This window comes from Tenacibaculum aquaeponti, assembly GCF_052084715.1.
Lineage (GTDB): Bacteria > Bacteroidota > Bacteroidia > Flavobacteriales > Flavobacteriaceae > Polaribacter.
This window is the reverse complement of record NZ_CP197288.1, coordinates 12,159-38,084: the sequence shown is the minus strand read 5'-3', so window position 1 is coordinate 38,084 and position 25,926 is coordinate 12,159. Positions and strand designations below refer to the sequence as shown.

Here is a 25,926-nt window from a genome sequence, read left to right as displayed (position 1 = left end):
AGGTTTAGATTTAAAAGGCTGTTAAAAATACTAAATCTTTTTTTTACCTTATTTTTGCCATTATGATTACACACGACCAGTTAAAAAACATAAGTGAACGCGTAGAAAAACTTAAAGGTTATTTAGATATAGAACAGAAATTAATTGAAATTTCTAACGAAGAAGAAAAAACAGCCGATCCTAATTTTTGGAATAATCCTAAGGAAGCTGAAACTTTAATGAAATCATTACGTTTAAAAAAGAAATGGGTTAATGATTATAATGAAATCGTTGCTTTAAATGAAGATTTAAATGTTCTCTATGATTTTTACAAAGAAGGTGATGTTGAGGAGAATGAAATTACGGAACAATTTGAAAAGACAAATACATTCTTAGAAGATATTGAATTCAAAAATATGCTTTCCGAAGAAGGTGACAGTCTAAGCGCTGTTATACAAATTACAGCTGGAGCTGGAGGAACTGAAAGTTGTGATTGGACAGAAATGTTAACTCGAATGTATACGATGTGGGCAGAAAAACAAGGTTTTAAATTAAAAACTTTAAATTATCAAAGCGGAGATACAGCTGGAATTAAAACAGTTACTATTGAAATTGATGGAGATTATGCCTTCGGATGGTTAAAAGGTGAAAACGGTGTACATCGTTTAGTGAGAATTTCTCCGTTTGATAGTAATGCAAAACGCCATACTTCTTTCTCATCTGTTTATGTATATCCGGTTGCTGATGATTCTATAGAAATAGATATTAATCCTGCTGATATCGAAATTACAACAGCTCGTTCTAGTGGTGCTGGAGGACAAAATGTAAATAAAGTAGAAACAAAAGTTCAATTACATCATAAACCTACAGGAATTCAAATACAATGTTCTAATTCTAGATCTCAACACGACAATAGAGCTACTGCATTACAAATGTTAAAGTCTCAATTATATGAAATTGAACTACAAAAAAGACAAGCAGCTCGAGCTGATATTGAAGCTAATAAACTAAAAAATGAATGGGGAAGCCAAATTCGTAATTATGTAATGCATCCTTATAAATTAGTTAAAGATGTTAGAACTGCTCATGAAACTGGAAATGTAGATGCTGTAATGGATGGAAACATTAACCCATTCTTAAAATCTTATCTAATGATGATGGGACAGAAAGAGAACTAAAAATCTGAAGTCCCTAAATTTTCTTTTTATAATTCACTTTAATAATTAATTTATAAAAATATGATCAAAATATATCACAACCCTAGATGTTCAAAATCTAGACAAGGATTAGCTATCCTTGAAGAAAGTAAAAAAGAGTTTTCTATAGTTAAATATTTAAATGACACTTTAAACGAAACAGAACTAACTGAAATTATTACACTTTTAAATATTTCTCCAATTGATTTAGTTCGAAAGAATGAAAGTATTTGGAAAGAAAACTACAAAGGGAAAGAATTATCTGATAATGATATCGTTAAAGCTATGGTGGAAAATCCAAAATTAATAGAAAGACCAATAGTTATTCACAATAAAAAAGCTGTTATTGGTAGACCTCCACAAAAAATTTTAGAAATTCTGTAACAGATTCTTAAATATTAACACTTATTAACAGAGAAAGTTCAAAATTAAATTGCTTTCAGCGTATATTCGCGTCAATTATTAATACTTCAATTTACTATGAAAAAAGCTGTAAAACTATTTACACTAGCACTATTTGTGTCCCAAATAGTAGTAGCACAGTCTACAAAAATCCCAAATGACCCTTCTGTTAAAACAGGTAAATTATCTAATGGTTTAACTTATTTTGTAAAACAAAATGCAAAACCTGCAAACAAAGTAGAACTTCGTTTAGCAATTAAAGCTGGTTCAGTTTTAGAAGATGAAGACCAATTAGGTTTAGCTCACTTTATGGAGCACATGAACTTTAATGGAACTAAAGATTTTAAAAGAAACGAATTAGTTGATTACTTACAATCTATAGGTGTTAAATTTGGAGCACACTTAAACGCATATACAGGTTTTGATCAAACTGTATATATTTTACCTATCCCAAGTGATGATCCAGCAAAACTTGATAAAGGTTTTCAAATTATAGAAAACTGGGCTCATGGAGCATTATTAGAAGGTAAAGATATTGATGAAGAACGTGGTGTTGTTCTTGAAGAATATCGTTCTCGTAGAGATGCAAACTCTAGAATGTTAGAAAACTACATCGATAAAATTGCATATGGATCAAAATACGCAAAAAGATTACCTATCGGTACAAAAGAAAACATCGAAAACTTTAAACATGAGAGTATCCGTCGTTTCTTTAAAGATTGGTACAGACCAGACCTAATGGCTGTTATCGCTGTTGGAGATGCAGATGTTGCTGTTTTAGAGCAAAAAGTAAAAGATTATTTTTCAAAGATTCCAGCGTCTAAAAATCCAAGAAAAAAAGAACACTACACTTTAAAGAATCACAAAGAGACATTTATTGCTATTGAAGCAGATAAGGAAGCTCCTTTCTCTAGTGTAGAGATTATGTACAAAGATCGTGAAGATAGAAAACCAGTTACTACTATAGACGGTTACAGAAAATCTTTAATCAACAACTTATTCGATCAAATGATTAACAATAGATTTGACGAATTAAGAAATAGTGAAAACCCTCCATTTACCTATGGATTTAGTTACTATGGTGGAACATTAGCTAAAGACAGAGGAGCATTCCAATCTCAGGCTGGAACAAGTGCTGATGGTCAATTAAAAGGATTAACTGCTTTATTAACTGAAAACGAAAGAGTAAAACGTTTTGGTTTCCAAAAGGGAGAATTTGAAAGAGCTAAAAAGAATATTATTTCTCGTATCGAAAAATCTTTTAAAGATAGAAACAAAAGAGAATCTAACCGTATTGTAGGATCACTAGTTAGTGGTTTTTTAGGTGATAGACCTGTGGCTAGCGTTGAGTGGAGTTATAAAAACACACTTAAAATGTTACCTTCAATTCAATTATCTGAAGTAAATGATTTAATTAAAAATTACTTACATGACGACAACAGAGTAGTTGTTATCACTGGTTCAAAAAAGACTGTTACAGAAGCACAAGTGTTAAAAGCTTTAAACGATGTAAAAACAAAAGAGTTAAAGCCTTATGAAGATAAAGCTGTAGCTTCTTCTTTAATTACTAAAGCTCCTACTGCAGGAACAGTAACTAAAACTACTTCTAACGATAAGTTAGGTACAAAAACATTAGTTTTAAGTAATGGTGCTAAAATTACGTTTAAAAAGACTGACTTTAAAAACGATGAAGTTTTATTTACGGCATATAGCTATGGAGGAACTTCTTTATATTCAGACGAAGAACTTAAAGCTACTTCTTTTGCAAATGGAGGTTTAACTGAAGCTGGAATTAATGGTTTCAACTTAAACGATATGAGTAAAATGATGTCTGGTAAAATTGCACGAGTTCGACCATATATTGGTAGTATTAGTGAAGGTTTTTCTGGAAGTGCATCTCCTAAATATTTAGAAGAACTTTTCCAACAAGTTCACTTATATTTTACTGCTTTAAATAAAGATGAAAAGGCATTTAAATCTTTTGTAAACAAGCAAAAAAGTTTCTTAGGGAATGTTTTAGCCAGCCCTAGATTTTTCTTCCAAAAAGAAATGGGTGATTTCATGAACGAAGGAAACTCTCGTTACAGTGGATTCCCTTCTCCTGAAAAATATGAAGCAGCTGATTATAATTTGGCTTATAAAAAGTATCAAGAGCGTTTTGCTGATGCTAGCGATTTTAATTTCTATTTCGTTGGAAATATTGATGAAAAGAAACTTACTGAATTAGCTACTAAATATATTGCTAGCTTACCTAGTACAAATTCTAAAGAGTCTTATAAAGTACATAGTTTCCGACCAAAAACTGGATCTCATACTAAAATCGTTGCTAAAGGAAAAGATCCTAAAAGTACTGTAAGTATTAGATACCAAGGAGAAGCTGATTACAATGATAAAGATGCTTTAATTTTTGATTTTATAGGAGAAGTTGTTGGTATTAAGCTTACGGAAAAATTACGTGAAAAAGAAAGTGGAGTATACTCTGCTGGAGCTCGTAGCGGAATGAGTAAATTACCATATGGAAGTTATAGTTTCTCTATAGGATTCCCTTGTGCTCCTGAAAATGTAGATAAATTAAAAGATATTTCTATTGCAGAAGTAGAGTCTTTAATTAAAAATGGTCCTTCTGAAGAAGATTTAGAAAAAGCTAAAAAAGCTATGATTAACGATCATAAGGAAGATATTAAAAAGAATAGATTTTGGTTAAATACAATACAAGGAATTGATTTTTCAAATGACAATCCTGATGATGTATTCACTTTTGAAGAAAGAGTAAATGCTATTACTACAAAAGATATTCAAAGATTAGCTAAGAAATATCTTTCTAATGGACCAATTTTAGGTATTTTAAATCCCGAAAAATAAGATTTACATATTATCATATATTATAAAAGCTCGCCAATGGCGAGCTTTTGATTTTCTATATTAATATTTATTTTAAATATTATGAATTAACTTTTCACTAATGCTTTTGTTCTTCCAAAATAACAGATATACGCATAACAAACTAATGTTAATATAAATGCTGTTTTAAAGCCAAAACTATCTATTAAACCTCCAAATATAAAAGGTACAATTGCTCCACCAACAATTGCCATACAAAGTAATCCTGAAGCTTGTGCTTTTAAATCTCCTAATCCTTCTAAACTTAAAGTAAAAATAGTTGGAAACATAATAGAGTTAAATAATCCTACCGCTAAAATAGACCACATAGAAATCAACCCTGTTGTAGAAATAGAAACAAAAATCATTGTAACTGCCAAAATTGCAAAAATTGCCAAAACCTTACCTGGGGAGATAATTTTTGTTAAATATGCTCCAACAAAACGTCCAATCATAGCGCCTCCCCAATAGAAAATCACAAAAATTCCTAATAACGATTTTGGATCTGAATTTGAAAATGTTTTATTAAAAACACTAGCTATAGTATTTGCTATATTCATCATAGTTTCATTCTGAGAAATGATAGTTGCTAAGTTCATGTCTTGGAAATAATTCACTAAAAAACTACCAATAGAAACTTCAGCTCCGACGTAAACAAAAATCCCTAATGCTCCTAATAACATTACTTTATTTTTTAATAATGAAAGATAACCTCCTTTCGGACTTTCTTCCATTACTTTTGGTAATTTAATAAACGAAAACACCAATGCTAAAATTGCTATAAACCCTGCAATAAAAAGAAATGGAGTTTGCACGGTAGCAGCTTCTGCTGCATAATATTCAGATTTTGCAACTTCTGATAATTGTTCTATTTCTTCTGATGTTTTTACTGTATCACTTAATAAGAATAATGCTCCTACAATTGGCGCTATAGTAGTTCCTAAAGAATTAAATGCTTGTGATAAGTTTAATCTACTTGATGCTCCATTTTCATTTCCTAATAAAGCTACATAAGGATTTGCTGCAACTTGTAATACCGTAATTCCTCCAGCTAAAGTAAAATATCCTATTAAAAATACGGAGAAGCTTCTATAAGAAGAAGCTGGGTAAAATAATAAACAACCTAGAGCCATAATAGTTAAACCTAATACAATTCCCTTTTTATATCCAATTTTACTTAACAATTTCCCTGCTGGAACAGAAATAACAAAGAAAGCTGTAAAAAAAGCAAATTGAACTAATACTGTTTTCGCATAAGACATTTCGAAAACATCCTTCAAACGAGGAACTAACGAATCTACTAATACGGTAATAAATCCCCATAAAAAAAATAAAGTCGTTAAAAATATAAAAGCTGTTTTGTAAGATTTATTGGTTGTTGTCATAAGTTATTATTTATCTTTTAAGTAAAAATCTGATTTAATATTGTTATATCCATTAGTATCAAACATACTAAAACTAAACCACTCATGAATAGCATAGCTTCCTATTTCTCCTTTTTTATTCATAGCAATATAACAAACTTGAAAGTCTTTAAAATTACTATTAGGCTTTGTAACTATTCTTTTAATAGCTTCTTCACATGCTTGTTGTGGTGACATTCCTTGTCGCATTAATTCTACAATTAAAAAACTCCCTACTGTTTTTAAAACTTCTTCTCCTAAACCTGTAGCTACAGCCCCACCAACTTCATTGTCAATAAATAATCCCGATCCAATAATTGGTGAATCTCCTACTCTACCTCTTAGTTTATATGCTAAACCACTTGTTGTACATGCTCCTGAAAGATTTCCTTCAGCATCCATCGCTAACATTCCTATAGTATCATGATTTTCAATATTGATTATCGGTTTGTATTCTGATTTCACTTTCCATTCTTCCCAAGCTTTTTTAGAAGCTTCAGTTAAAAGATCTTCTTTTTGAAATCCTTTTGAAACCGCAAATTGCTCAGCTCCTTTCCCCGATAATAATACGTGAGGTGTATCTTCCATAACCTTTCTTGCTACAGAAATTACATGTTTAATATTTTCTACACCAACTACAGCTCCGTAATCACCTTTTTCATTCATAATACAAGCATCTAAAGTCACAAAACCATCTCGGTCTGGTAATCCTCCAATTCCTACAGTTTGATTCTTAGGATTTGCTTCTTCTACTCTACATCCTTGTTCAACTGCATCTAAAGCTGTTCCTCCGTTTTGTAAAACTTTAGCAGCAGCATTTACTGCTTCTGGTGTATTCCAAGTTGCAATTACTAAAGGTTTATTTACGGTGGTAACTGTTTGAACTTTTACTGATTCTTCTGTTTTTTTTTCTGTTTTACAACCTGTCATTAAGACAGTAGCTAACAAACCTACACTAAATAACGTTTCTTTATTTATCATTTTTCTTCCTTTAGTTCTATTATTTTATCATTATTTCGTCAATAAATATCCAAGACTTGCCATTATGTTTGTATCCTAAATGCCATTCTGGTAAATCACCTAATTTTTTAGCTACAACTTTTACATATCTAACATTACTTCCTTTCAGGTGCATTGTTACTTCTTTAATACTCGTATTTTCTTTAGGTTTTGCTGAATCAATTTTTAAGTCAGCTACTTGCTTATACGATTTTCCATCAACAGAAGTATAATACACAACCGATGTTGGTAAGAATATCCAACTACGTTGATCTTCTAAATAATTTGTACTAATACTTTCAACCCATTTTTCTTTTCCTAAATCAACAGTTGCAATTATATCTACATTAGAATATCCTTGCCAAGTTCCAGTTCTAAAATCTCTTGCTCCTTTTATTCCATCGATTAGTGCATTATCACCTCCAGCATTATATTGATTTGCATATGCTGTTTCTAATGAAATTTTAATATTCGGATCAATTTTCACAAAATTAGTTTCAATAATAGCACTTTTGGTTTCCCCTATTTTTGCATAAGCTGATAACTTTGTTTTTTCTGAAAGTTGAATCGGTTGTTCATATTTTTTAAATTCTCCATCATTTAATTTGAAATACACTTCAGCATTTGTGTCAGCATTTGCTAGTACAACTTGAGTATTTCCTTTAAAAGCAACTTCTCCTTTTTCTATAAATGGAGCAGGAACGATCAAATGATCTTCTATACTACTCTTTGGTAAAGCATTTTCTTGAGTTCCCCAATTACTTGGTGAATTTGTCATTTCAAATTCTAAAGAACCTCCGTTTACAATTTCCTCATGTCTAATAAAAGTTCGATCTAAAGTTTTACCATTTAATCTCGCGTTTTTAATATATTTATTTTCATCGCTGATTCCTTCAGCAACTACTGTAAATGTTTTACCATTTTCTAAATAAATTGTAGCTTTTTTAAGTAATGGTGTACCAATAATATATTTGTTAGAACCTGGCGTAACAGGATAAAATCCTAACGAATTAAAAATGTACCAAGCACTCATTTGTCCGCAATCTTCATTTCCAGAAATACCATCTGGAGCATTGGTATATTGTTCTGTAAGAATTTGATATATCTTCTCCTGTGTTTTGCCTGGTTTTCCTACATAATTATATAAATACGCCATATGATGACTTGGCTCGTTTCCATGTGCATACTGACCAATTAATCCTGTAATATCTTTCTGGTGACGACCTGAAGTATTTGATTCAGCAGCAAAAAGTGTATCTAAATTCTTTTCTAAAACAGAAGCTCCACCTAATAACTTAATATACCCTGAAATATCTTGTGGAACATAATTACTGTATTGCCAAGCATTCGCTTCTGTATAATTAAAGTTTACTTCATACGGATCGAAAGGTGCAAACCAAGTATTTCTGAATCGACCTCTCATAAATTGTGTTTTCGGATCGAAGACATTTTTGTAATACTGTGCGCGTTGAATGTATTCTTTATAATCTTCTTCTTTTCCCATTTGTTTAGCCATCTGAGCGATTGTCCAATCGTCGTAAGCATATTCTAATGTTTTAGATACTGATTCACTTTCTTCTTCAACAGGAATATATCCTAAAGATTTATAAGATTTTAATCCTAATTTATCTCTTGTCGCAGAATGTTTCATTGCTTGTAAAGCTTTTTCAACATCGTAATCTTTAATTCCCTTTAAATATGCATCTGCAATTACTGGAACGGCATGATAACCAATCATACAACCCGTATAATTTGCGGATAAATCCCAAATTGGCATAATACCACCTTCGTCATACTTTGCTAAAAATGTATTAATGAAATCGTTCGTTCTATCTTGCTCAATAATCGTGTATAGTGGATGAGTTGCACGATAAGTATCCCAAAGAGAAAAAACTGTATAATAATCGAAATCTTTAGTTTCATGAATTTTTAAATCCATTCCTCTATAACGACCGTCAACATCTTGATATAAATTCGGAGCAATCATTGTGTGATACATCGATGTATAGAAATTGACTTTATAATCTTCATTATCACTTTCAACAACTATTTTTCTTAATTGCTTTTCCCAAGTTTCTTGAGCTTCTTTTTTAACTGATGAAAAAGTTTTATCTCCTATTTCTTGCTCTAGATTCTTTTTCGCTCCTTCTATATCCACAGCAGAAATTCCTATTTTAACATAAACAGGTTCATTATTTGGATTAATGAATTTAAATGAAGAGATTCCTTTAGTAGCTTTAATATCCTCTACAGTTGATACTTCACTATTTATTTTAACAGGACTTAATGCATGTGAAAATTCTATGTAATAAAAAAGTTTTTGATTTGTAGCCCAAGCTTTTGAAAATCGGTATCCTTTAATAATCTTATTATTCTCTATCTCAAAATTTATGACTCCTTCTAATAACTCATCTCTATGCTCAATATCTATTGTGACAAATTGATTTTCAGTCGAAGGAAACTGATACTTATGCATTCCACTACGTTTAGAAACAGTAAGTTCAACATTAATATCGGTGTCATCTAAATGTACTTTGTAAAATCCTGGTTCTGCTTTTTCTTTATCATGTGAAAATTTAGAACGGTAACCTTCTTTACCATCTGCTCCATTATTGAAAATTACTTTATTGGTTGGCATCAATAAAATATCTCCATAATCAGAAACACCTGTTCCACTTAAATGTGTGTGTGAAAACCCGTAAATATATTCATCTGAATAATGATAACCAGAACAACCATCCCAACCATCTAAACGTGTATCTGGACTTAATTGCATCATTCCGAAAGGCATTGTTGCTCCTGGATATGTATGTCCATGACCACCAGTTCCTATAAAGGGATTAACATAAGTTAATAACGATTTTGTATCTTGTGCAAGCGAAATTTCTCGCTTTTTACAACTAACAATTAAAAAAATAATTAGTATGAATAGCTGTTTACTAAAATTCATTTGGTTTGTTGTTTTTTAAAAATCCTAAGATAATAAAATGAAGTCGTATCTCTTTTTAGTAATTCTATGTTTTTGTTTTTTAACCTGTACAAAACAAAACTCAAAAAATGCTCCTATTTCTCCAAATATTATACCTGTGCCTTTAGAACAAGAAATAAAAGAAGGTATTTTTAATCTTACAAAAGATACATTTGTTACTGGTGAATCAGAATTTAAAAATGTTATTAAATATTTGAGATCTTATCTTGACGATCAATTACAATTACACAGTAATAGTCCTTCTGCTGAAAATGAAATAAACTTTGTTACTGATACTAATATAACAGATGAAGAGGGTTATTCTCTTGAGATAAATGAAAACTCAATAATTATTGGGTCTAAGACAAGTAAAGGTGCTTTTTATGCTGTTCAAACTTTATTACAATTAATACCTGTGGTGAACAATGGAGAAGAAATTCCTATTCATTGTATAAAAATAAAAGATAAACCTAGATTTAAATATCGAGGAATGCATTTAGATGTAGGTAGGCATTTCTTTTCTGTAGATTTTATAAAAAAATATATTGATGTTATAGCCTCATTAAAATACAATACATTCCATTGGCATTTAACAGAAGATCAAGGTTGGAGAATTGAAATTAAAAAATATCCTAAACTTCAAGAAATTGCTGCTTATAGAGATGAAACTTTAATAGGACACTATAATAGCCAACCACAACAATTCGACGGAAAAAAATATGGAGGATATTATACGCAAAAAGAAGTAAAAGACATTGTAACCTATGCTAGCGAACGTTTTGTTACTATTATTCCAGAAATTGAAATGCCTGGGCACTCTCAAGCTGCTATTGCTGCATATCCAGAACTAGGTTGTTCTGACACACCTATAAAAGTAGCTACAACTTGGGGAGTTTTTGATGAAGTATATTGCCCTACAGAAACTACATTTAAATTTTTAGAAGATGTTATAGATGAAATTGTTGAACTGTTTCCTGGAAAATATATTCATATTGGTGGAGATGAAGCTCCAAAAACAAAATGGAAAACATCTTCTTTTTGTCAGCAATTAATCAAAGAAAAAAACTTGAAAGATGAACATGGCTTACAGAGTTATTTTATTACTCGTATGGAAAAATACATTAATAGTAAAGGGAAACAAATTATTGGCTGGGATGAAATCTTAGAAGGTGTTTTAGCCCCAAATGCAACTGTGATGTCTTGGAGAGGAATTAAAGGTGCAGTTAAAGCAGCTAAAGAAAAACATCATGTAATACTTACACCTACCTCTCATTGTTATTTTGACTATTATCAATCAGAAGATGAAAATGAACCTTTGGCTATCGGAGGATATTTACCATTAGAAAAAGTATATCATTTTAATCCTATTCCTGAAGATTTGACTAAAGAAGAGGAAAAATACGTTTTAGGAGCTCAAGGAAATGTATGGACAGAATATATGAAAACCCCTGAAAAAGTGGAGTATATGGTTTTTCCTAGAGCAATTGCTTTATCAGAAGTACTTTGGTCTAGTGAAAATCAAAAAAAATATGCTAATTTTATAGCGAGATTAACACATTTTCAACAAAGATTTAACGCAAAAGATATTAATTACGCAAATAATTTACATATAATTAAAGGTGATTTATTAGAAAAAAAAGGAAAACTTATGTATCAACTTTCTACTTCTAATAATGAAAAAATTATTTATACTATAGATGGAACTGAACCTACTTCTAATTTATCGACAGTATATGTAAATCCAATCATAATTAATAAAACTACTAACCTCAAAGCATTAGTTTTTGATAATCATGGTAAAAAAATAAGTTCACTTTTTTCTACTAAAATTAATTTACACAAAGCTATTGGAAAAAAAATAACATTAAGTACAGATCCGCATCCGTCTTATAATGCTGGAGGAGCTAAAGCTTTAATTAATGGTATTTCTGGCAGTAGTAAAAGATATGGTGACAAAGAATGGTTAGGTTTTTTTGGAAAAGATGTTAATATTTCAATAGATTTTGATACTCTAACTCCTATTAACTCAATAAAAATTCGTTTTCATAATGGAAACGGACAATGGATTTATGCTCCTAAAAAAATAAAATTTGATTTCGTTAGTACTGAGAATATAAAACAACAACAAGATTTTACCCCCATAAAAAATCGAGATTCTTTATTGTGTAATGTACATGTGAAATTTAAAAATGTAAAAGCTTCAAAAGTTTTTATTGACATCCCAAATTATGGAATTATTCCTGAAGGTAAACAAGGGGCTGGATATAATGCTTGGACTTTTATTGACGAAATAATTATCAACTAATGAAACTAGAAATTTGTGCTAATTCATATCAATCTGCTATTCATGCTCAAGAAGCTGGTGCTCATAGAATTGAATTGTGTTCTGAATTACAATTAGGAGGTATTACTCCATCTTATGGCTTATTAAAACTTATAGCTAACAATATAAATATTCCATCTTTCGTTTTAATACGACCTAGAAGTGGAGATTTTAATTTCTCCCCTGTGGAATATAAAATAATGAAGGAAAATATTTTATTGTGCAAAGAATTAGGTTTTTCTGGAATTGTCTCTGGTGTATTACATAGTGATAATACTATAAATATGGAGCGTACAAAAGCGTTAATAGAATTAAGTAAACCACTTCCTTTTACTTTTCATAGAGCTTTTGATATCACTCCTGATCCTTATGAAGCAATAGAACAACTTATTGATTTAGGTGTAGATCGTGTCTTAACATCTGGACAAAAAAATACTGCAGAGGAAGGTTTAGCTCTAATTAAAGATTTACATGAAAAATATGGGGATAAAATTACCATTTTAGCTGGTAGCGGAATTACCCCTAATAATGTTGAATTGTTTAAAAAAATAGGTTTAGAAGAAATTCATACTTCTGCTTCTAAAAAAATAAAATCTAAAAATAAAAATGCCAATTGTTTTGGAAATACTGATCAAACCATTTCGAATGATCAAATCATTAAAGATTTAATGAATAGAATTTTTAATTAAGCCCTTACAAATCGTTTTCACCTAACTCAATACATTTATAATTATTATTAAGATATTGTGGTACTAAATGCTTAATTTCAAATACTACTTTATTTAATTTTTCATCATAAAGCATTTCTAAAAAAGGTCTCATTATCTTTTTCTCTCTATCATACTTAAATGATAGCTCACATATTTGCATGCTGTCTAAAAGTAAAATTCTACTTTTATTTATTTTATTTATGATTTCAGGTGTAATAAGATTGTTTTTTAAGAGAATTATAGTATCATTTTTAATTGATTTTGTTCTATCTTTCCCTACTCCATCTTTATAATATTTAAAATGAAAATCGTTAGTTAATAACTCATATAGAGAATCATTATTGATTACATTTATTAATCCCACTTTAACTTTATCGTCAATTCTTGAATTACAGGAAAATAAAAGGAAAATAAAAGGAAAATTACTATTATTAGATACTTTTTAAACAAACTTAAAATAATAGTTTTAATTTAAATCACACCTTTAAAATAATCTATAACCTTAAGTAATCCTTCATCTAATGGAACTTTTGGTTCCCAATTATTCAATGTTTTCTTGGCTAAAGAAATATCAGGCTTACGCTGCATTGGGTCGTCTTCAGGCAATGGCTTAAAAATTAATTGAGATGTTGAATTTGTAATATCTATGATTTTTTTAGCTAAATCCAAAATAGAAAACTCTCCTGGATTACCGATGTTTATTGGACCAGTTACAGAATCATCAGTATTCATCATACGAATCATTCCCTCTACTAAATCATCTACATACTGGAAACTTCTAGTCTGACTTCCATCTCCATAAATAGTAATATCTTTTCCTTTTAAAGCTTGTACAATAAAATTAGAAATTACCCTACCATCATTCGTATTCATTCTAGTTCCATAAGTATTAAAAATTCGAATAATTTTAATTCGAACATTATTTTGCTTATGGTAATTCACAAATAAAGATTCTGCGCATCTTTTTCCTTCATCGTAACAAGATCTTAAACCAATAGGATTTACATTTCCCCAATACGACTCTGGTTGTGGATGAATTTTAGGATCTCCATAAACTTCACTCGTTGAAGCTTGTAAAATTTTTGCATCAATTCTCTTTGCTAATCCTAACATATTTGTTGCACCAACAACAGATGTTTTAATCGTTTTAATAGGATCATGTTGATAATGAATTGGTGAAGCTGGACATGCTAAATTATACACTTCATCTACTTCTGCATAATAAGGTTCAGTAATATCGTGACGAACTACTTCGAAATAAGGATTATTTAAAAGATGAATTATATTTTTTTTACTACCAGTAAAATAATTATCTAAACTAATTACTTCATTACCTTCATTCAATAATCGCTCGCATAAATGTGAGCCAATAAAACCTGCTCCTCCTGTAACTAATATTCTTTTCACCTACTTAAAAAATAATTTTGGAAATTGTGTTTCCGGATTTCTGTTTAATAAGCGAATGTAAAAAGTAGATTTCAAAAAAGCCAATCCGTAACCAAAAAATTGAATAAATACTGCATAAATAGATAAAAATCCAACTTTAATACTTTTGTTTAGAATTGTAGAGTGTACAAATAAAAGTAATAAATAACTTACTAAAGGAATTAAAGCAATAGAGTTTACAAATATTCCTCCTATTAAAGATAAAACTGTAAAAAGAACAAATAAGGTTGGAAACCAAAATGTTATTTTAGCTGTAACTGGATGCCACTTGGTTAAAATTGGTCGTACTAAGCCAAATTTTTTGACTTGTGTATGAAATTTCTTCCAAGAAATTCTTCTTTTATGATATACATATGCATCTGGTAAAAAACCTGTAGTAAATCCTTTATTTACTATTCTTTGAGATAAATCAGGATCTTCTCCCGGATGAATTTTAGAGAAGCCTTTTGTTACTTCAAAAGCTTCTTTAGAAATCCCCATATTAAAACTTCTTGGTTCAAACTTTTGAACTTTAACTTTACCACCTCGTATTCCTCCTGTAGTAAAGAAAGATGTCATTACATAATTTATTGCTTTTTGAAGATCTGTAAAACTTTCATGTGCAGCATCTGCTCCACCAAAGCAATCTAAATAATTTTCTGATAGAAATTTATCAATAGTAGATAAATAATGACTTGGCAATATTACATCAGAATCTAATATAATGAAATAATTTCCCCAAGCTCTTTTCATACCATAGTTTCTTGAATCACCTGGACCACTATTTGGTTTAAAAAAATAACTGATATTTAATAAAGAAGTATATTTATTAACAATGGTTTCAGAAGATTCTGTTGAACCATCTTCTACAATTACTACTTCATACTTCTTTTTGAAATCTTGTTGAATTAAGCTTTCTAAAAGTTCTTCTATTTCATCAGGACGATTGTAAACAGGTATTACAAGTGATATCTTTATTTCACTCATGCTAAAACCGATTTCTTAATTTTTTCTTCAATCCCATTCCATAAATTAATACGCATTTGCATTGATTTTCTGGCATATTCTAAAACATCATTCCATTTTTGCTCATCATTCCCACATAACTCACTAATCATTTGTAACGATAATGGTCCATGTTCATCTCCGTCTAATTCAATATGTCTTTCAAGATAATATTTAAGCTTTGTAAACTTTTTATTCTCATTTAACTCTGCTTTATTTATAATTTCTAAAAACATATCTGGAATAATATCCTCTCTACCAAACGTAAAACATGCAGCAATAATATGTGGTTGATTAATTTTTATTACATTAAAAGTAAAAGCAACAAAATTTCGGGTTGTTTCATTTATTTTAACACACTTTAATGCATTTGTTATAGAATTGACATCTGTTATTTTCTCAATAAATATGTCTATTTCAGAAGTATTTGCTTTTACTTCATTCATAGCATCTAAATACATTTCAAAATGACTCTTAGGTTCACCTAACTCATTAATATCTGTTTCTTCTCCATGCACAATTTCATTTATAAATCTTGCCGTAACCGAATTTTCTACAGGTAACCAAGGAACATTTGTATTTGTTAAATGGTATTGTAATGCTTTTAGTAACGACATAAAATCCCAAACAGCAAATACATGCTCTTCCATAAAAACTTTAATATCTTTTATGTTTTTTAATGTAGCATATAGAGGGTGAGTTTGTAATTCTTTTCTTAAATCCTGTAATTGGTTCTCTATAAATTCTATGCGCATTTTGTTGGTAATTATTACAAAAAATGCAAATCTAACGATTTGCATTTTTTGTATATAGATTATTTTCTTTATTCTTCAGTAAAACGCTCCATAACAGCATCACTAACACCTACATTAGAGAATCCTCCATCATGAAATAAGTTTTGCATAGTTACTTTTTTTGTTAAATCAGAGAATAATGAGATCGTATAATCAGCACATTCTAAAGCAGTAGCATTTCCTAATGGAGACATTTTTTCAGCATAACTGATAAATCCATCAAACCCTTTAACTCCTTGTCCAGCTGTAGTTGGTGTTGGAGATTGAGAAATCGTATTTACACGAACATTTTGATCTCTTCCGAAGAAATATCCAAAGCTTCTAGCAATTGACTCTAAGAAAGCTTTATTATCTGCCATATCATTATAATCAGGAAAAACTCTTTGTGCAGCCATGTAAGTTAAAGCTACAATACTTCCCCATTCATTCATTGCTTCTTTATTGTATAAAACGTTCATTGTTTTATGAAAAGAAACCGCAGAAACGTCCCAACCTTTAGTTGTAAAATCGTATTTAGGATCTGTATAAGCACGACCTTTACGAACGTTAACAGACATTCCTATAGAGTGTAAAACAAAATCTAATTTTCCTCCTAAAATTTCCATAGACTTTTCAACTAAATTCGTTAAATCTTCCATAGAAGTTGCATCTGCAGGAATAATTTCAGAACCAGTTTTTTCTGCTAATTCTTTTAATTGTCCCATACGCAATGCAATAGGTGCATTAGTTAAAACAAATTCTGCTCCTTCTTCGTGAGCTCTCTCAGCTACTTTCCATGCTATAGAGTTTTGGTCTAACGCCCCAAAAATAATTCCTTTCTTACCTTTTAATAAGTTATACATAATTTAGTGTTTATTATCTTATTGGTTAATTAATTTCAATCTTTGTATTAGACTCATTTTTTTTCTTACTCTGTTAATTGAAGCATAAATAGAGTCTAATGTTTTATTATTTAGTGTTTCTTTAATTGCTAACTTATAGTACTTATGGGCATTCATGATCTCTCCTTTTAACTCATAAGCTTGTGCCATTTTGTTAAAAATTGTAGACTTATCTGGTGTTGATAATTGTCTTACTTTGTTGCCAAATGTAATCATTTCATCATTAAGATTCATATCGATTAATAGATATGAATAATTACTATATGCTGCATGATAATCTGGTGCAAATTTAATAGCTAACTCTAAGTGTTTTTTAGCCTTAGGATAATTATTAAATTTTAAATTATACAACCAACCCAAATGATTGTGTGCCCTACCATAATCTGGAAATTCTGCCAAAAGATCAATAAGCATTTCTTTTGCTTCTATAATTCTATTCTCATCAATTAATTGATCTGCTTCAAAGAATAAATTTTCTGCTCTATTATCACTCATAACTTCTTAATTTAATAATTCTTTAGCATGAATTAAAGCGCTATCAGAGATATCTTTACCGCTTAACATTTCTGCTATTTCTACAATTCGTTCTTCTTTGGTTAATTGCTTTAAATTAGAAGATGTTACTCCATCTACTTCTTCTTTATATACTTTAAAATGTGACACTCCTTTAGAGGCAATTTGAGGTAAATGGGTAATAGCAATTACTTGCATAAAATTCCCCATTTTTTGCATAATATCTGCTATTTTATTTGAAACTTCACCAGATACTCCTGTATCAATTTCATCAAAAATAATAGTTGGTAATTTCGTGTTTTGAGATAAAATCTTTTTTACAGACAACATTATTCGAGATAGTTCTCCTCCTGAAGCAACCTTTTTAAGCTCTCCATAATTACCTCCTTTATTTGCAGAAAATAAAAACTGTAATTCATCCTTACCATTAGACAAGTATTTTTCTGTAGGTTGTACAGCTATAGAAAAAGTTGCATTTGGCATCCCTAATTCAGAAAGTAAAAATTCTAGTTCTTTTTTTAATTTAGGAATCGATTTTTCTCTAGCTTCAGTTATTAACTCAGCAACACTATCTAACTTAATAGCTACTTCTTCAATCTCTTTTTGTTTACTGGTTATAATTTCTGAAGCATTTTCAACTGAACTTACTTTAACTGCTAAACTTTCAAAAATGGCCAATAACTCATCAATAGTTGCTACTTGATGTTTCTTTTGTAAACTATACAGTAATTGAAGCCTATCGTTTATAGTTTCTAATTCATCAGGATTAAATTCGACTGTTTCATTAGAATTTTCTAGTTCAATAACAACATCATCTACTTCAATTTTCACACTAACAATTCTTTGATAAAGTTCTTCATACTCTTTAGAAAAACCACTTATTTTTTGTAAATTATTCTCTAAAGAACTTAATAAATTTTGAACTCCAAATTCCTCACCTGTAGTGATTTGAATTGCTTCAGATAGATTTAACTTAATATCCTCTATATTATTTAAAACATCTAGTTTCTTTTCTAACTCTTCTTGTTCATCAAGTTTAAAATCAGCTTCTTCTAATTCTTTATATAAATGTAAATTATATTCGTATTGTTGCTGTTCTTGTTCTTGGTTTTCTTTAAGTTTTTTAAGTTCAGAAATTAATATATTATATTGTTTTAAACCTCGTTTGTATGAAGCTATTTTTTTATCATTCTTTGCTAAGGCATCTAAAATAGAAAACTGAAAATCTACATCAGACAATTGTAAGGTTTGATGTTGAGAATGAATATCTATTAACTTAGATTTTAATTGACTTAAATTACTAAGATTAACTGGAGTGTCATTTACAAATGCTCTTGATTTCCCCGAAGGAAGAATTTCTCTTCTAATGATTGTATTTTCTTCATAATCTAAATCATTTTTTGAGAAAAAGCGTTCTAATTTATATGCTGCTAAATTAAATTCAGCTTCAATAATACACTTAGTATCGCCTTTTTTTAATGAAGATAAGTCTGCCCTGTTTCCTAAAACTAAACCTAAAGCTCCTAAGAGAATAGATTTACCAGAACCAGTTTCTCCTGTTATAATAGAAAGACCTTCAGTAAAATCAATAGATAACTTATCTATTAACGCATAATTTTGTATGAATAATTTTGCTAACAAATTCCAACATTTAGAGCCTATAAAAATACGGAATTTAAGTAAAAGAGGAGTCGGAAATTTCTTAGTATAATCTTAAAAGAATTCTAAGATTTAATTTCTTTCCACTGACTGCTTAAAGTTGGTGATATTCGTTGTAAAGTTTCTTTAATTTTATTCTCCATACCTATCGTTTTTCCTTGAGAAAAAGTTTCTCTTATCTCATTCGATTTAGCATCAAGAAAAACTCTGATCATGTAATTACCAACAGTAATATTGAATAATTTATCTAATTGAAGAATACTATTTGCAATATTTTGTTTTGCTTCTCTCTCTTTATCTGCAAATAAATCGAAACCTTTTCTGTGATATTCATAATAAATAGAACGTAAAGTTCCGAACTTAGATGACAACAAACTATCTATTAAAGCAAAACGGTTTTGTTCTCCTATTTTATTTTCCCAACCAGATTCACCTCCTTGTTGAGCCTGAAGCATTACATTTTCAGCTTGTTTAAAATAATTTTCTCCTCCTCTTAAAGCAAACGTATCAGCATCTACACCCAATATAACATAAACATAAAATACAATTGTAGAAACTAAATTAGAATCAAAAGAATTCGGGTTGAATAACAATTGTTCAAACTCATTATATTGAAAGTTTAAATTCGTATCATTAATATTTAACAAAGGAGTTTCGTAAGAAGAATTATAAACAGGCCTTGAAGATTGAACTTGTAATGTAGCGGTAAAATTATTTGAATTTTGCTCATTAATTATAATCGTAAATGCGCAATTGATTCTTTCTTGAGAAGAAAACTTCTTATTCGTCCATTTTGTTTGATTAATAAATTCCGTTAGTGATTGCTCTAAGGTACTAAATACTTGTTTGTTTGTACTTTGAACTCTATCTGCATTAACAACAACTACAGCATTTAGTTCTTCTTGAGCTATTATTGTTAATGAAGACAATAATGCTACTAATAAAAAAACAAGTCTTTTTTTGGCAATCATAATACTAGGTAAATATTAAATTAATATCGTTTGAAATAACAAAAAACTTTAATTACTTAGCTTTTCAACGATTTCATTTATGATATCTTTGGCTACTTCTTTTTTAGATTTTAAAGGAAATGTTTTCTCGTTAAAATCTGTATCAATAATAGTGATTTTATTTGTATCTCCTGCAAATCCAGCTCCTTTATCCCTTAAAGAATTTAAAATAATTAAATCTAAATTCTTCTTTTGTATCTTCTTCTGTGCATTTGACACTTCATCATTAGTTTCTAAAGCAAAACCAACTAATAGTTGATCTTTCTTTATTTCACCTAAAGATTTTAATATATCTTTTGTAGGTTCTAACTCAATTACTAACGAAGCATCTTTCTTTTTTATTTTTTGAGAAGCTACATTTTTTGGTCGATAATCTGCAACTGCTGCAGAAAGAATAGCTATATCAACATCATTGAAGTATGTATGACAGGCATCATACATGTCTTGAGCTGATGTTACATTTATTCTATGTACTAGAGAATGTTTTATTGTTTGATGAGATGGTCCAGAAACTAGAAATACTTCTGCTCCTAAATTTGCAGCAGCATTAGCAATAGCAAATCCCATTTTACCAGAAGAATGATTTCCTATAAAACGTACAGGATCTATTGCTTCATAGGTTGGTCCGGCTGTTAACAATAGCTTTTTCCCTTTTAAAGGCAACTTTGCTAATATATCATTCTCTATAAAACTAACTATATCTTCTGGCTCTGCCATTCTTCCTTCTCCAACTAAACCACTAGCTAATTCCCCTGAAGTTGCTGGAATCATTATATTTCCAAAACTCTGTAAATTCTCTAAACTAGATTTTGTTGAAGGATGTTTATACATATCTAAATCCATTGCAGGTGCAAAATACACTGGACATTTTGCTGACAAATATGTTGCTAACAATAAATTATCACAACTTCCATTTGTCATTTTAGATAATGTATTGGCTGTAGCAGGCGCTATAACCATAATATCTGCCCATAACCCTAAATCGACATGATTATTCCATAATTCATTCTCATCTTCTTTGTCATAAAAGGTAGAATGAACAGGATTTTTAGATAAGGTAGATAAAGTTAAAGGTGTTATAAAATCTTTAGACGCAGGAGTCATAATTACTTTGACTTCTGCGCCTGATTTTATAAATAAACGAACTAAACTAGCCGTTTTGTATGCTGCTATACCAGCGGTAATACCAAGTAATACCTTTTTGCCGTTAAGTATAGACATTAATTATTTCTTTTTATCAATAGTAGAACGGTGATAAATTTTGTCGTTTAACCACTCCTCAACAGCAATAGCCGTTGGTTTTGGTAATCTTTCGTAAAATTTAGAAACTTCGATTTGCTCTTTGTTTTCGAAAACTTCTTCTAAGCTATCGTTATAAGTTGCAAACTCATCTAACTTATCAACTAACTCTTTCTTTAAATCAGAATTAATTTGAGTTGCTCTTTTAGCTATGATAGAAATAGCCTCATAAATGTTATCAGTAGATGCTTCAATAGCTTCTCTATCATAAGTCACTGTACTAACTGGGGCTTTAGTTTCTTTGTAATTCATATTTAACTTTTAACTAATTGTTTTTGTATGTCTTGTTCTATCTCTTTTAAAGTAGCGTACATTTCTTCAGATTCCTTCTCATATTTTGTCTTAGGAAAATTACGTTTTAATTTTTCGTACGCTTTAATAGCAACTTTAGTACGTTCAGATTTTTTTCTTAACCTACTTTTTACTGCTAAATCATGTGCTGCTTTTAATCTGTAAAATAATGCCTCCTCTTTATACGATGTTCCTAAAAAATCTGATAATAAATTATCAAAAGCAACAATTGCAGCTTTGTAATTTCTCGGATCGGTCTCTGCAGTATTATAATAGTTTTTAGCTATTTCAAAAGCTTTACTTTCTAACATGTAACGTAACTCTTGATAATATTTGTTTGCCTCAGTTAATCTAGGAGAATCTGAATATTTATCAATAAAAGACTGAAAAGCATCTATAGCTTTATTTATATTCGTTGGATCTTTAGTATATGTTGGTGCTGCTTTATAATAACTTAAAGCCGAAAGAAAATCTGCTTCTTCTCTCTTAGAACTTTTAGGGTAATTATCTGAAAAACGTCCAAAATAATACCCTGCCATTCCATAATTCTTTTCATTAAAATTAGAATTAGCTACCATATATTGTATACGCTCCATTTGAGGTTTACCTCTATATGAAGGAGTTATTTTTTCAAATAAACGTAAAGCCTTATTATATTTTTCGGCTTCATACATCTTAATCGCCATCTTATATTGCTCTTCTGTAGTACCACGATTTAAAGCTCTATGATATTCTCCACATGAAGTTAACATTAAAAATGTAAATACTGCGTAAACTATTCTCTTCATTTTTTGCATTTTGCAAAATTACTAATTAATTATGTATTATTAAAATTGAATTTTTATTGAAATTCTCAAGCAATAACGGATAAAGTAATTGAAAAAGCTACTAAACGTATGTTAAATTTATTTTGTTATTATTTATTATGTTTTTATTCTCTACAAGAACTTGGATATTTCGCCTTGCTTTTACAAGGTCTATACCAACGTACAGGTTCTCTTGCTAATTCTGATATTATTGGATTAATAACCTCTGCTCCTCCTTTAAATGGTTTATAAACACCTACAACTCTTGGTGAAATTACAATATCACCTTTATTTTCTCCGCTTTCATCATCCTTTGGATCAGATGTATATAATTGAGCTTTTATAGTTCCTATGGAAAGAATTGCATTTTGAATTGTTGTTTCATTAATTTCGCTTGGCAACGGCAATGCTGAAGAAACACTTTTACCAGTTATACCTAATGTTTGTACACTTAAACTCCCTTTTAGCTTTCCTGCTTTTGCTTCACTTCCAATTACTCCTAATCCAGATAAATTAACATCTGCATCTAAAACTGTAACTCTAGCTACAACTCTTAATCCTACTCCTATATAAACAGGAACTACTTTTTCTTGCCAATCTTTTTTATCGTCAGGTAAAGAAGCTACAACTTGCTTCTTCTTTGTTTCATAATTATGAACTGTATTATTTTCTAAAGAATTTCCTTTTAAATAATCATATCTTACACTTGGTTTTAACTCATAATCTATCTTTTTTTCATTTTTCCCTTTTGAATTTGTCTTGTAATATTCTTTCTCTCTATAAAAAAAAGGAATTTGAGTTACATCAACATTTACATAATCTAATGTAACTTCATAAGTTTCATTTTTAGCTGTAGCTTTTACTACACTTCCATAAGTAATGGAGCCATCTACATTCAATTTTGCAATTGATAATCGAACTGTTTGATCAGGAAATGAGTTTAATAATGATTTATAAGGAATATCTTGACCAGGTTGGCAAGGTTCACAACTATTACCCATTACTGTTGATACAGGAAAAGGATCTATTGGCACATATGAATATGAAGAATTCTCTTCTCCTAAAGTTTCTGCTTGTGGTAATTTTCCCGCTCCACAACTACTTAAAAATAAGCTTAACAGAAAACAAAAAAATATTTTGATAAGTTTCATATTTGTATAGTTTAATCATTATTAAACTTAGCAAATATTGACAGGTAGAAAATAAAATAAACCACAAAACCATATGCTTAAGGTATAAGCGTATGGTTTTGTGGTTTATTTTATTAGAGTTTTATAAACTATCTATAAAATCTGAAATTTGAGTTTGTAATTCTTCCGAAGCTTTAACTAAAGGTAAGCGAACTTCATCTAAACAAATTCCTTTTTTCTGTAATAGAGATTTAATTCCTGCAGGATTTCCTTCAGCAAATATTAAATCTATACTATCCATTACTTTGTAATGTAAGTCATATGCTTCTTTAGTTTTTCCTTCTAATCCTAATTGAATCATAGAAGAAAACTCTTTTGGTAATCCTTCACCTATTACACTAATAACACCTGCTCCTCCAGCTAAAGTCATAGGTAAAGCAATCATATCATCTCCAGAAATCACTAAAAAGTCTTCGGGAGCATGTTGTATAATTTGCATAGCTTGAACCATATCTCCTTTTGCTTCTTTTACAGCAATTATATTATTGAAATCATTTGCTAAACGCACTACAACTTCTGGTGACATATTAGAAGAAGTTCTACCAGGAACGTTGTATAATATGATAGGTTTTTCTGTAGCTTCTGCAACTGCTTTAAAATGTAAGTATATACCTTCTTGAGTTGGTTTATTGTAATAAGGAGAAACTGATAAAATCCCATCAAAATGAGTTAAATCAGTATTTTTAATTTCTTCAACTACTGCTGCTGTATTATTTCCTCCTATGCCAATAACTAATGGTAACCTTCCATTATTTACATCAATAATCTTAGATTTAACTGCTTCTTTTTCTTCCTGTGTTAAAGTAGCTGGTTCTCCTGTGGTTCCTAAAACAACTAAATAGTTTACACCATTGTCTATTTGATAATTTATCAATCTTTCTAAACCATCAAAATCAATACTTTTATCTTCATTAAAAGGAGTTACTAACGCTACTCCTGTACCTATAAACTGTTGCATGTTAAGTGTTCAAATTTTTAGGTAAAATTAATGCTTTATTTAATTAAAACAGGGGTTTTGACAAGAATACACAAATTTTTATTTGATGTTTAATTTTTTTTACATTCTTAAAAATACAAGTTAAGTATAACTTCAATAAAAAAAACTTTTTTTGAAAAGATAATAAACTTTAACCGTCTATATAAAAAACAAAATTCATTTACCATGAAAAAACATTTACCATTAATGCTTAAAATTATTTCTGGAATAATTATGCTACAAACTTTATTTTTCAAATTTACTGCAAATGAAGCTAGTGTTGATTTATTTACTAAAGTAGCTGGTGAAAATGAAGCTTTAATGCGAATCGGAACTGGAATTATCGAATTAATTGCTACAATTTTACTTTTTCTTCCGAAAAGAACTTGGTTAGGCGCATTAATAACTATTGGAATAATGTCTGGAGCTATTTTTTCTCATATCACTAAAATAGGCATTATTCATAATAATGATGGCGGAGCATTGTTTATAATGGCTATTATTACCCTTATAAGTGGAGGAATATTATTATTACTTCATAAAAAAGAAATTCCTTTTTTAAATCTTTAAGTTGCTTTTTGCAATCATTCCCTTACAAATATAAAATTGAGCCACAATATAAGTTATCATGATCACACTTGAGAATATAGGTTGCTCACTGTAAAACTTGTTTAGTGCTATAACACTATCTGATAAAATAAAAATTAGAGCTCCAATTAATAACCATAAATTTTCTGTTGTTTTATTATGAATATAATTTAACAATGCTGTTGTCCCAAACATGGATATTACTAATCCATATACAATTACAGGGAGAAGTAACTCTTTAAGGTTATCTTTAATTAAAAAAACAATTACGGAGAAATACATTAAAAACGCTAGAAATGAAAGAATTTTTGTACTGATTTCAATTTTATTGAAATACCCTGAAACAATTTTAATGTAAATTACATGTGTTATCAAAAAGGACACCAATCCTAAAACAAAAAAATCTTCTGGAAACAACAATAACACATCTCCCCAAAATGAGAAAAAAAGAGCTGAAACAAACCAAAAACTTGGCTTTGAAACATTAACTAAATACAAAAGAACTAACGTAACAGCAATTAGTGGTTTAAAAATAAGTTCTAACACCCTGTAATTATATATTGTTGCTAAAACCTCAACACAAGAAACCAACAAAAATAACACAGAAAAAATAACTTTTTTATTCATAA

The 25,926-nt window shown here is 29.6% G+C and carries 23 protein-coding genes; 6 read left to right on the top strand and 17 right to left on the bottom strand.

The window, feature by feature from the left end:
- Positions 1-62 precede the first annotated feature (62 nt).
- The 3 genes from prfB to ACSIGC_RS00165 all read left to right on the top strand — a co-directional run bounded on the left by prfB (position 63) and on the right by ACSIGC_RS00165 (position 4,439).
- The gene (gene prfB / locus ACSIGC_RS00175) at positions 63-1,157 is read left to right on the top strand and encodes a peptide chain release factor 2 (RefSeq protein WP_442266165.1); all 1,095 of its coding nucleotides are present in this window, start codon (positions 63-65) and stop codon (positions 1,155-1,157) included.
- Between the two features lie 60 nt (positions 1,158-1,217).
- Positions 1,218-1,559: an arsenate reductase (glutaredoxin) gene (gene arsC / locus ACSIGC_RS00170; RefSeq protein WP_442266164.1), complete on the top strand. Its 342-nt coding sequence runs from the start codon at positions 1,218-1,220 to the stop codon at positions 1,557-1,559.
- A 96-nt stretch (positions 1,560-1,655) separates the two neighbouring features.
- The gene (locus ACSIGC_RS00165) at positions 1,656-4,439 is read left to right on the top strand and encodes a M16 family metallopeptidase (RefSeq protein ID WP_442266163.1); all 2,784 of its coding nucleotides are present in this window, start codon (positions 1,656-1,658) and stop codon (positions 4,437-4,439) included.
- Positions 4,440-4,525: 86 nt separating this feature from the next.
- On the opposite strand, the gene ACSIGC_RS00160 is transcribed toward ACSIGC_RS00165, so the two are convergent.
- From ACSIGC_RS00160 to ACSIGC_RS00150, 3 genes are read right to left on the bottom strand one after another with little or no spacing between them, the layout of a single operon-like run.
- Entirely contained in the window at positions 4,526-5,842 is a 1,317-nt protein-coding gene (locus tag ACSIGC_RS00160; protein ID WP_442266162.1) for a sugar MFS transporter, read from the bottom strand.
- A 6-nt stretch (positions 5,843-5,848) separates the two neighbouring features.
- Positions 5,849-6,841: a N(4)-(beta-N-acetylglucosaminyl)-L-asparaginase gene (locus ACSIGC_RS00155; RefSeq protein ID WP_442266161.1), complete on the bottom strand. Its 993-nt coding sequence runs from the start codon at positions 6,839-6,841 to the stop codon at positions 5,849-5,851.
- A gap of 19 nt (positions 6,842-6,860) precedes the next feature.
- The gene (locus ACSIGC_RS00150) at positions 6,861-9,809 is read right to left on the bottom strand and encodes a GH92 family glycosyl hydrolase (protein WP_442266160.1); all 2,949 of its coding nucleotides are present in this window, start codon (positions 9,807-9,809) and stop codon (positions 6,861-6,863) included.
- Positions 9,810-9,846: 37 nt separating this feature from the next.
- Between ACSIGC_RS00150 and ACSIGC_RS00145 the strand changes: the two genes are divergently transcribed.
- Complete coding sequence (locus ACSIGC_RS00145; protein ID WP_442266159.1) at positions 9,847-12,132, top strand: beta-N-acetylhexosaminidase; 2,286 nt, start codon at positions 9,847-9,849, stop codon at positions 12,130-12,132.
- Positions 12,132-12,839, top strand: coding sequence for a copper homeostasis protein CutC (locus tag ACSIGC_RS00140; protein WP_442266158.1), 708 nt, complete (start codon positions 12,132-12,134; stop codon positions 12,837-12,839). The genes ACSIGC_RS00145 and ACSIGC_RS00140 overlap by 1 nt, the downstream gene beginning before the upstream one ends.
- A 4-nt stretch (positions 12,840-12,843) precedes the next feature.
- Here the strand turns inward: ACSIGC_RS00140 and ACSIGC_RS00135 are convergent, their stop codons facing one another.
- The 13 genes from ACSIGC_RS00135 to dapA all read right to left on the bottom strand — a co-directional run bounded on the left by ACSIGC_RS00135 (position 12,844) and on the right by dapA (position 24,691).
- Positions 12,844-13,224, bottom strand: coding sequence for a hypothetical protein (locus tag ACSIGC_RS00135; RefSeq protein WP_442266157.1), 381 nt, complete (start codon positions 13,222-13,224; stop codon positions 12,844-12,846).
- A gap of 107 nt (positions 13,225-13,331) precedes the next feature.
- Positions 13,332-14,267, bottom strand: coding sequence for a UDP-glucuronic acid decarboxylase family protein (locus tag ACSIGC_RS00130; protein ID WP_442266156.1), 936 nt, complete (start codon positions 14,265-14,267; stop codon positions 13,332-13,334).
- Complete coding sequence (locus tag ACSIGC_RS00125) at positions 14,268-15,272, bottom strand: glycosyltransferase (protein ID WP_442266155.1); 1,005 nt, start codon at positions 15,270-15,272, stop codon at positions 14,268-14,270.
- Positions 15,269-16,045 carry a DUF3050 domain-containing protein gene (locus ACSIGC_RS00120; RefSeq protein WP_442266154.1) on the bottom strand — a complete coding sequence of 259 codons (777 nt, stop codon included), beginning with the start codon at positions 16,043-16,045 and terminating at the stop codon, positions 15,269-15,271. The genes ACSIGC_RS00125 and ACSIGC_RS00120 overlap by 4 nt, the downstream gene beginning before the upstream one ends.
- Before the next feature lie 68 nt (positions 16,046-16,113).
- Positions 16,114-16,926 (bottom strand): enoyl-ACP reductase FabI, encoded by an 813-nt coding sequence (locus ACSIGC_RS00115; RefSeq protein ID WP_442266153.1) that lies wholly within the window; start codon positions 16,924-16,926, stop codon positions 16,114-16,116.
- An 18-nt stretch (positions 16,927-16,944) separates the two neighbouring features.
- Positions 16,945-17,460, bottom strand: a complete 516-nt coding sequence (locus tag ACSIGC_RS00110; protein WP_442266152.1) for a tetratricopeptide repeat protein — start codon at positions 17,458-17,460, stop codon at positions 16,945-16,947.
- A gap of 6 nt (positions 17,461-17,466) precedes the next feature.
- Positions 17,467-19,119 (bottom strand): DNA repair protein RecN, encoded by a 1,653-nt coding sequence (gene recN / locus ACSIGC_RS00105; RefSeq protein ID WP_442266151.1) that lies wholly within the window; start codon positions 19,117-19,119, stop codon positions 17,467-17,469.
- A gap of 83 nt (positions 19,120-19,202) precedes the next feature.
- Complete coding sequence (locus tag ACSIGC_RS00100; protein ID WP_442266150.1) at positions 19,203-20,108, bottom strand: DUF4835 family protein; 906 nt, start codon at positions 20,106-20,108, stop codon at positions 19,203-19,205.
- Between the two features lie 48 nt (positions 20,109-20,156).
- Positions 20,157-21,368 carry a bifunctional phosphopantothenoylcysteine decarboxylase/phosphopantothenate--cysteine ligase CoaBC gene (gene coaBC, locus ACSIGC_RS00095; protein WP_442266149.1) on the bottom strand — a complete coding sequence of 404 codons (1,212 nt, stop codon included), beginning with the start codon at positions 21,366-21,368 and terminating at the stop codon, positions 20,157-20,159.
- A gap of 3 nt (positions 21,369-21,371) precedes the next feature.
- Complete coding sequence (locus tag ACSIGC_RS00090) at positions 21,372-21,698, bottom strand: DNA-directed RNA polymerase subunit omega (protein ID WP_442266148.1); 327 nt, start codon at positions 21,696-21,698, stop codon at positions 21,372-21,374.
- A 2-nt stretch (positions 21,699-21,700) separates the two neighbouring features.
- Positions 21,701-22,525: an outer membrane protein assembly factor BamD gene (locus ACSIGC_RS00085; protein WP_442266147.1), complete on the bottom strand. Its 825-nt coding sequence runs from the start codon at positions 22,523-22,525 to the stop codon at positions 21,701-21,703.
- 143 nt (positions 22,526-22,668) lie between these two features.
- A complete protein-coding gene (locus ACSIGC_RS00080; RefSeq protein ID WP_442266146.1) occupies positions 22,669-23,694 on the bottom strand; it encodes a hypothetical protein in 1,026 nt (341 codons plus the stop codon).
- A gap of 121 nt (positions 23,695-23,815) precedes the next feature.
- Positions 23,816-24,691, bottom strand: a complete 876-nt coding sequence (gene dapA, locus ACSIGC_RS00075; protein ID WP_442266145.1) for a 4-hydroxy-tetrahydrodipicolinate synthase — start codon at positions 24,689-24,691, stop codon at positions 23,816-23,818.
- A gap of 204 nt (positions 24,692-24,895) precedes the next feature.
- On the opposite strand from dapA, the gene ACSIGC_RS00070 reads away from it, so the two are divergent.
- Positions 24,896-25,279: a DoxX family membrane protein gene (locus tag ACSIGC_RS00070; protein ID WP_442266144.1), complete on the top strand. Its 384-nt coding sequence runs from the start codon at positions 24,896-24,898 to the stop codon at positions 25,277-25,279.
- Here ACSIGC_RS00070 and ACSIGC_RS00065 read toward each other — a convergent pair.
- Positions 25,268-25,924 carry a lysoplasmalogenase gene (locus ACSIGC_RS00065; protein ID WP_442266143.1) on the bottom strand — a complete coding sequence of 219 codons (657 nt, stop codon included), beginning with the start codon at positions 25,922-25,924 and terminating at the stop codon, positions 25,268-25,270. The two genes, ACSIGC_RS00070 and ACSIGC_RS00065, sit on opposite strands and share 12 nt — an antisense overlap.
- Between the last annotated feature and the right edge of the window lie 2 nt (positions 25,925-25,926).

Coding starts and splice junctions, on each gene's coding strand:
- prfB (WP_442266165.1), top strand. CDS start 63: ATGATTACACACGACCAGTTAAAAAACATAAGTGAACGCGTAGAAAAA.
- arsC (WP_442266164.1), top strand. CDS start 1,218: ATGATCAAAATATATCACAACCCTAGATGTTCAAAATCTAGACAAGGA.
- ACSIGC_RS00165 (WP_442266163.1), top strand. CDS start 1,656: ATGAAAAAAGCTGTAAAACTATTTACACTAGCACTATTTGTGTCCCAA.
- ACSIGC_RS00160 (WP_442266162.1), bottom strand. CDS start 5,842: ATGACAACAACCAATAAATCTTACAAAACAGCTTTTATATTTTTAACG.
- ACSIGC_RS00155 (WP_442266161.1), bottom strand. CDS start 6,841: ATGATAAATAAAGAAACGTTATTTAGTGTAGGTTTGTTAGCTACTGTC.
- ACSIGC_RS00150 (WP_442266160.1), bottom strand. CDS start 9,809: ATGAATTTTAGTAAACAGCTATTCATACTAATTATTTTTTTAATTGTT.
- ACSIGC_RS00145 (WP_442266159.1), top strand. CDS start 9,847: ATGAAGTCGTATCTCTTTTTAGTAATTCTATGTTTTTGTTTTTTAACC.
- ACSIGC_RS00140 (WP_442266158.1), top strand. CDS start 12,132: ATGAAACTAGAAATTTGTGCTAATTCATATCAATCTGCTATTCATGCT.
- ACSIGC_RS00125 (WP_442266155.1), bottom strand. CDS start 15,272: ATGAGTGAAATAAAGATATCACTTGTAATACCTGTTTACAATCGTCCT.
- ACSIGC_RS00120 (WP_442266154.1), bottom strand. CDS start 16,045: ATGCGCATAGAATTTATAGAGAACCAATTACAGGATTTAAGAAAAGAA.
- ACSIGC_RS00115 (WP_442266153.1), bottom strand. CDS start 16,926: ATGTATAACTTATTAAAAGGTAAGAAAGGAATTATTTTTGGGGCGTTA.
- ACSIGC_RS00110 (WP_442266152.1), bottom strand. CDS start 17,460: ATGAGTGATAATAGAGCAGAAAATTTATTCTTTGAAGCAGATCAATTA.
- ACSIGC_RS00100 (WP_442266150.1), bottom strand. CDS start 20,108: ATGATTGCCAAAAAAAGACTTGTTTTTTTATTAGTAGCATTATTGTCT.
- coaBC (WP_442266149.1), bottom strand. CDS start 21,368: ATGTCTATACTTAACGGCAAAAAGGTATTACTTGGTATTACCGCTGGT.
- ACSIGC_RS00090 (WP_442266148.1), bottom strand. CDS start 21,698: ATGAATTACAAAGAAACTAAAGCCCCAGTTAGTACAGTGACTTATGAT.
- ACSIGC_RS00085 (WP_442266147.1), bottom strand. CDS start 22,525: ATGAAGAGAATAGTTTACGCAGTATTTACATTTTTAATGTTAACTTCA.
- ACSIGC_RS00080 (WP_442266146.1), bottom strand. CDS start 23,694: ATGAAACTTATCAAAATATTTTTTTGTTTTCTGTTAAGCTTATTTTTA.
- dapA (WP_442266145.1), bottom strand. CDS start 24,691: ATGCAACAGTTTATAGGTACAGGAGTAGCGTTAGTAACTCCTTTTAAT.
- ACSIGC_RS00070 (WP_442266144.1), top strand. CDS start 24,896: ATGAAAAAACATTTACCATTAATGCTTAAAATTATTTCTGGAATAATT.
- ACSIGC_RS00065 (WP_442266143.1), bottom strand. CDS start 25,924: ATGAATAAAAAAGTTATTTTTTCTGTGTTATTTTTGTTGGTTTCTTGT.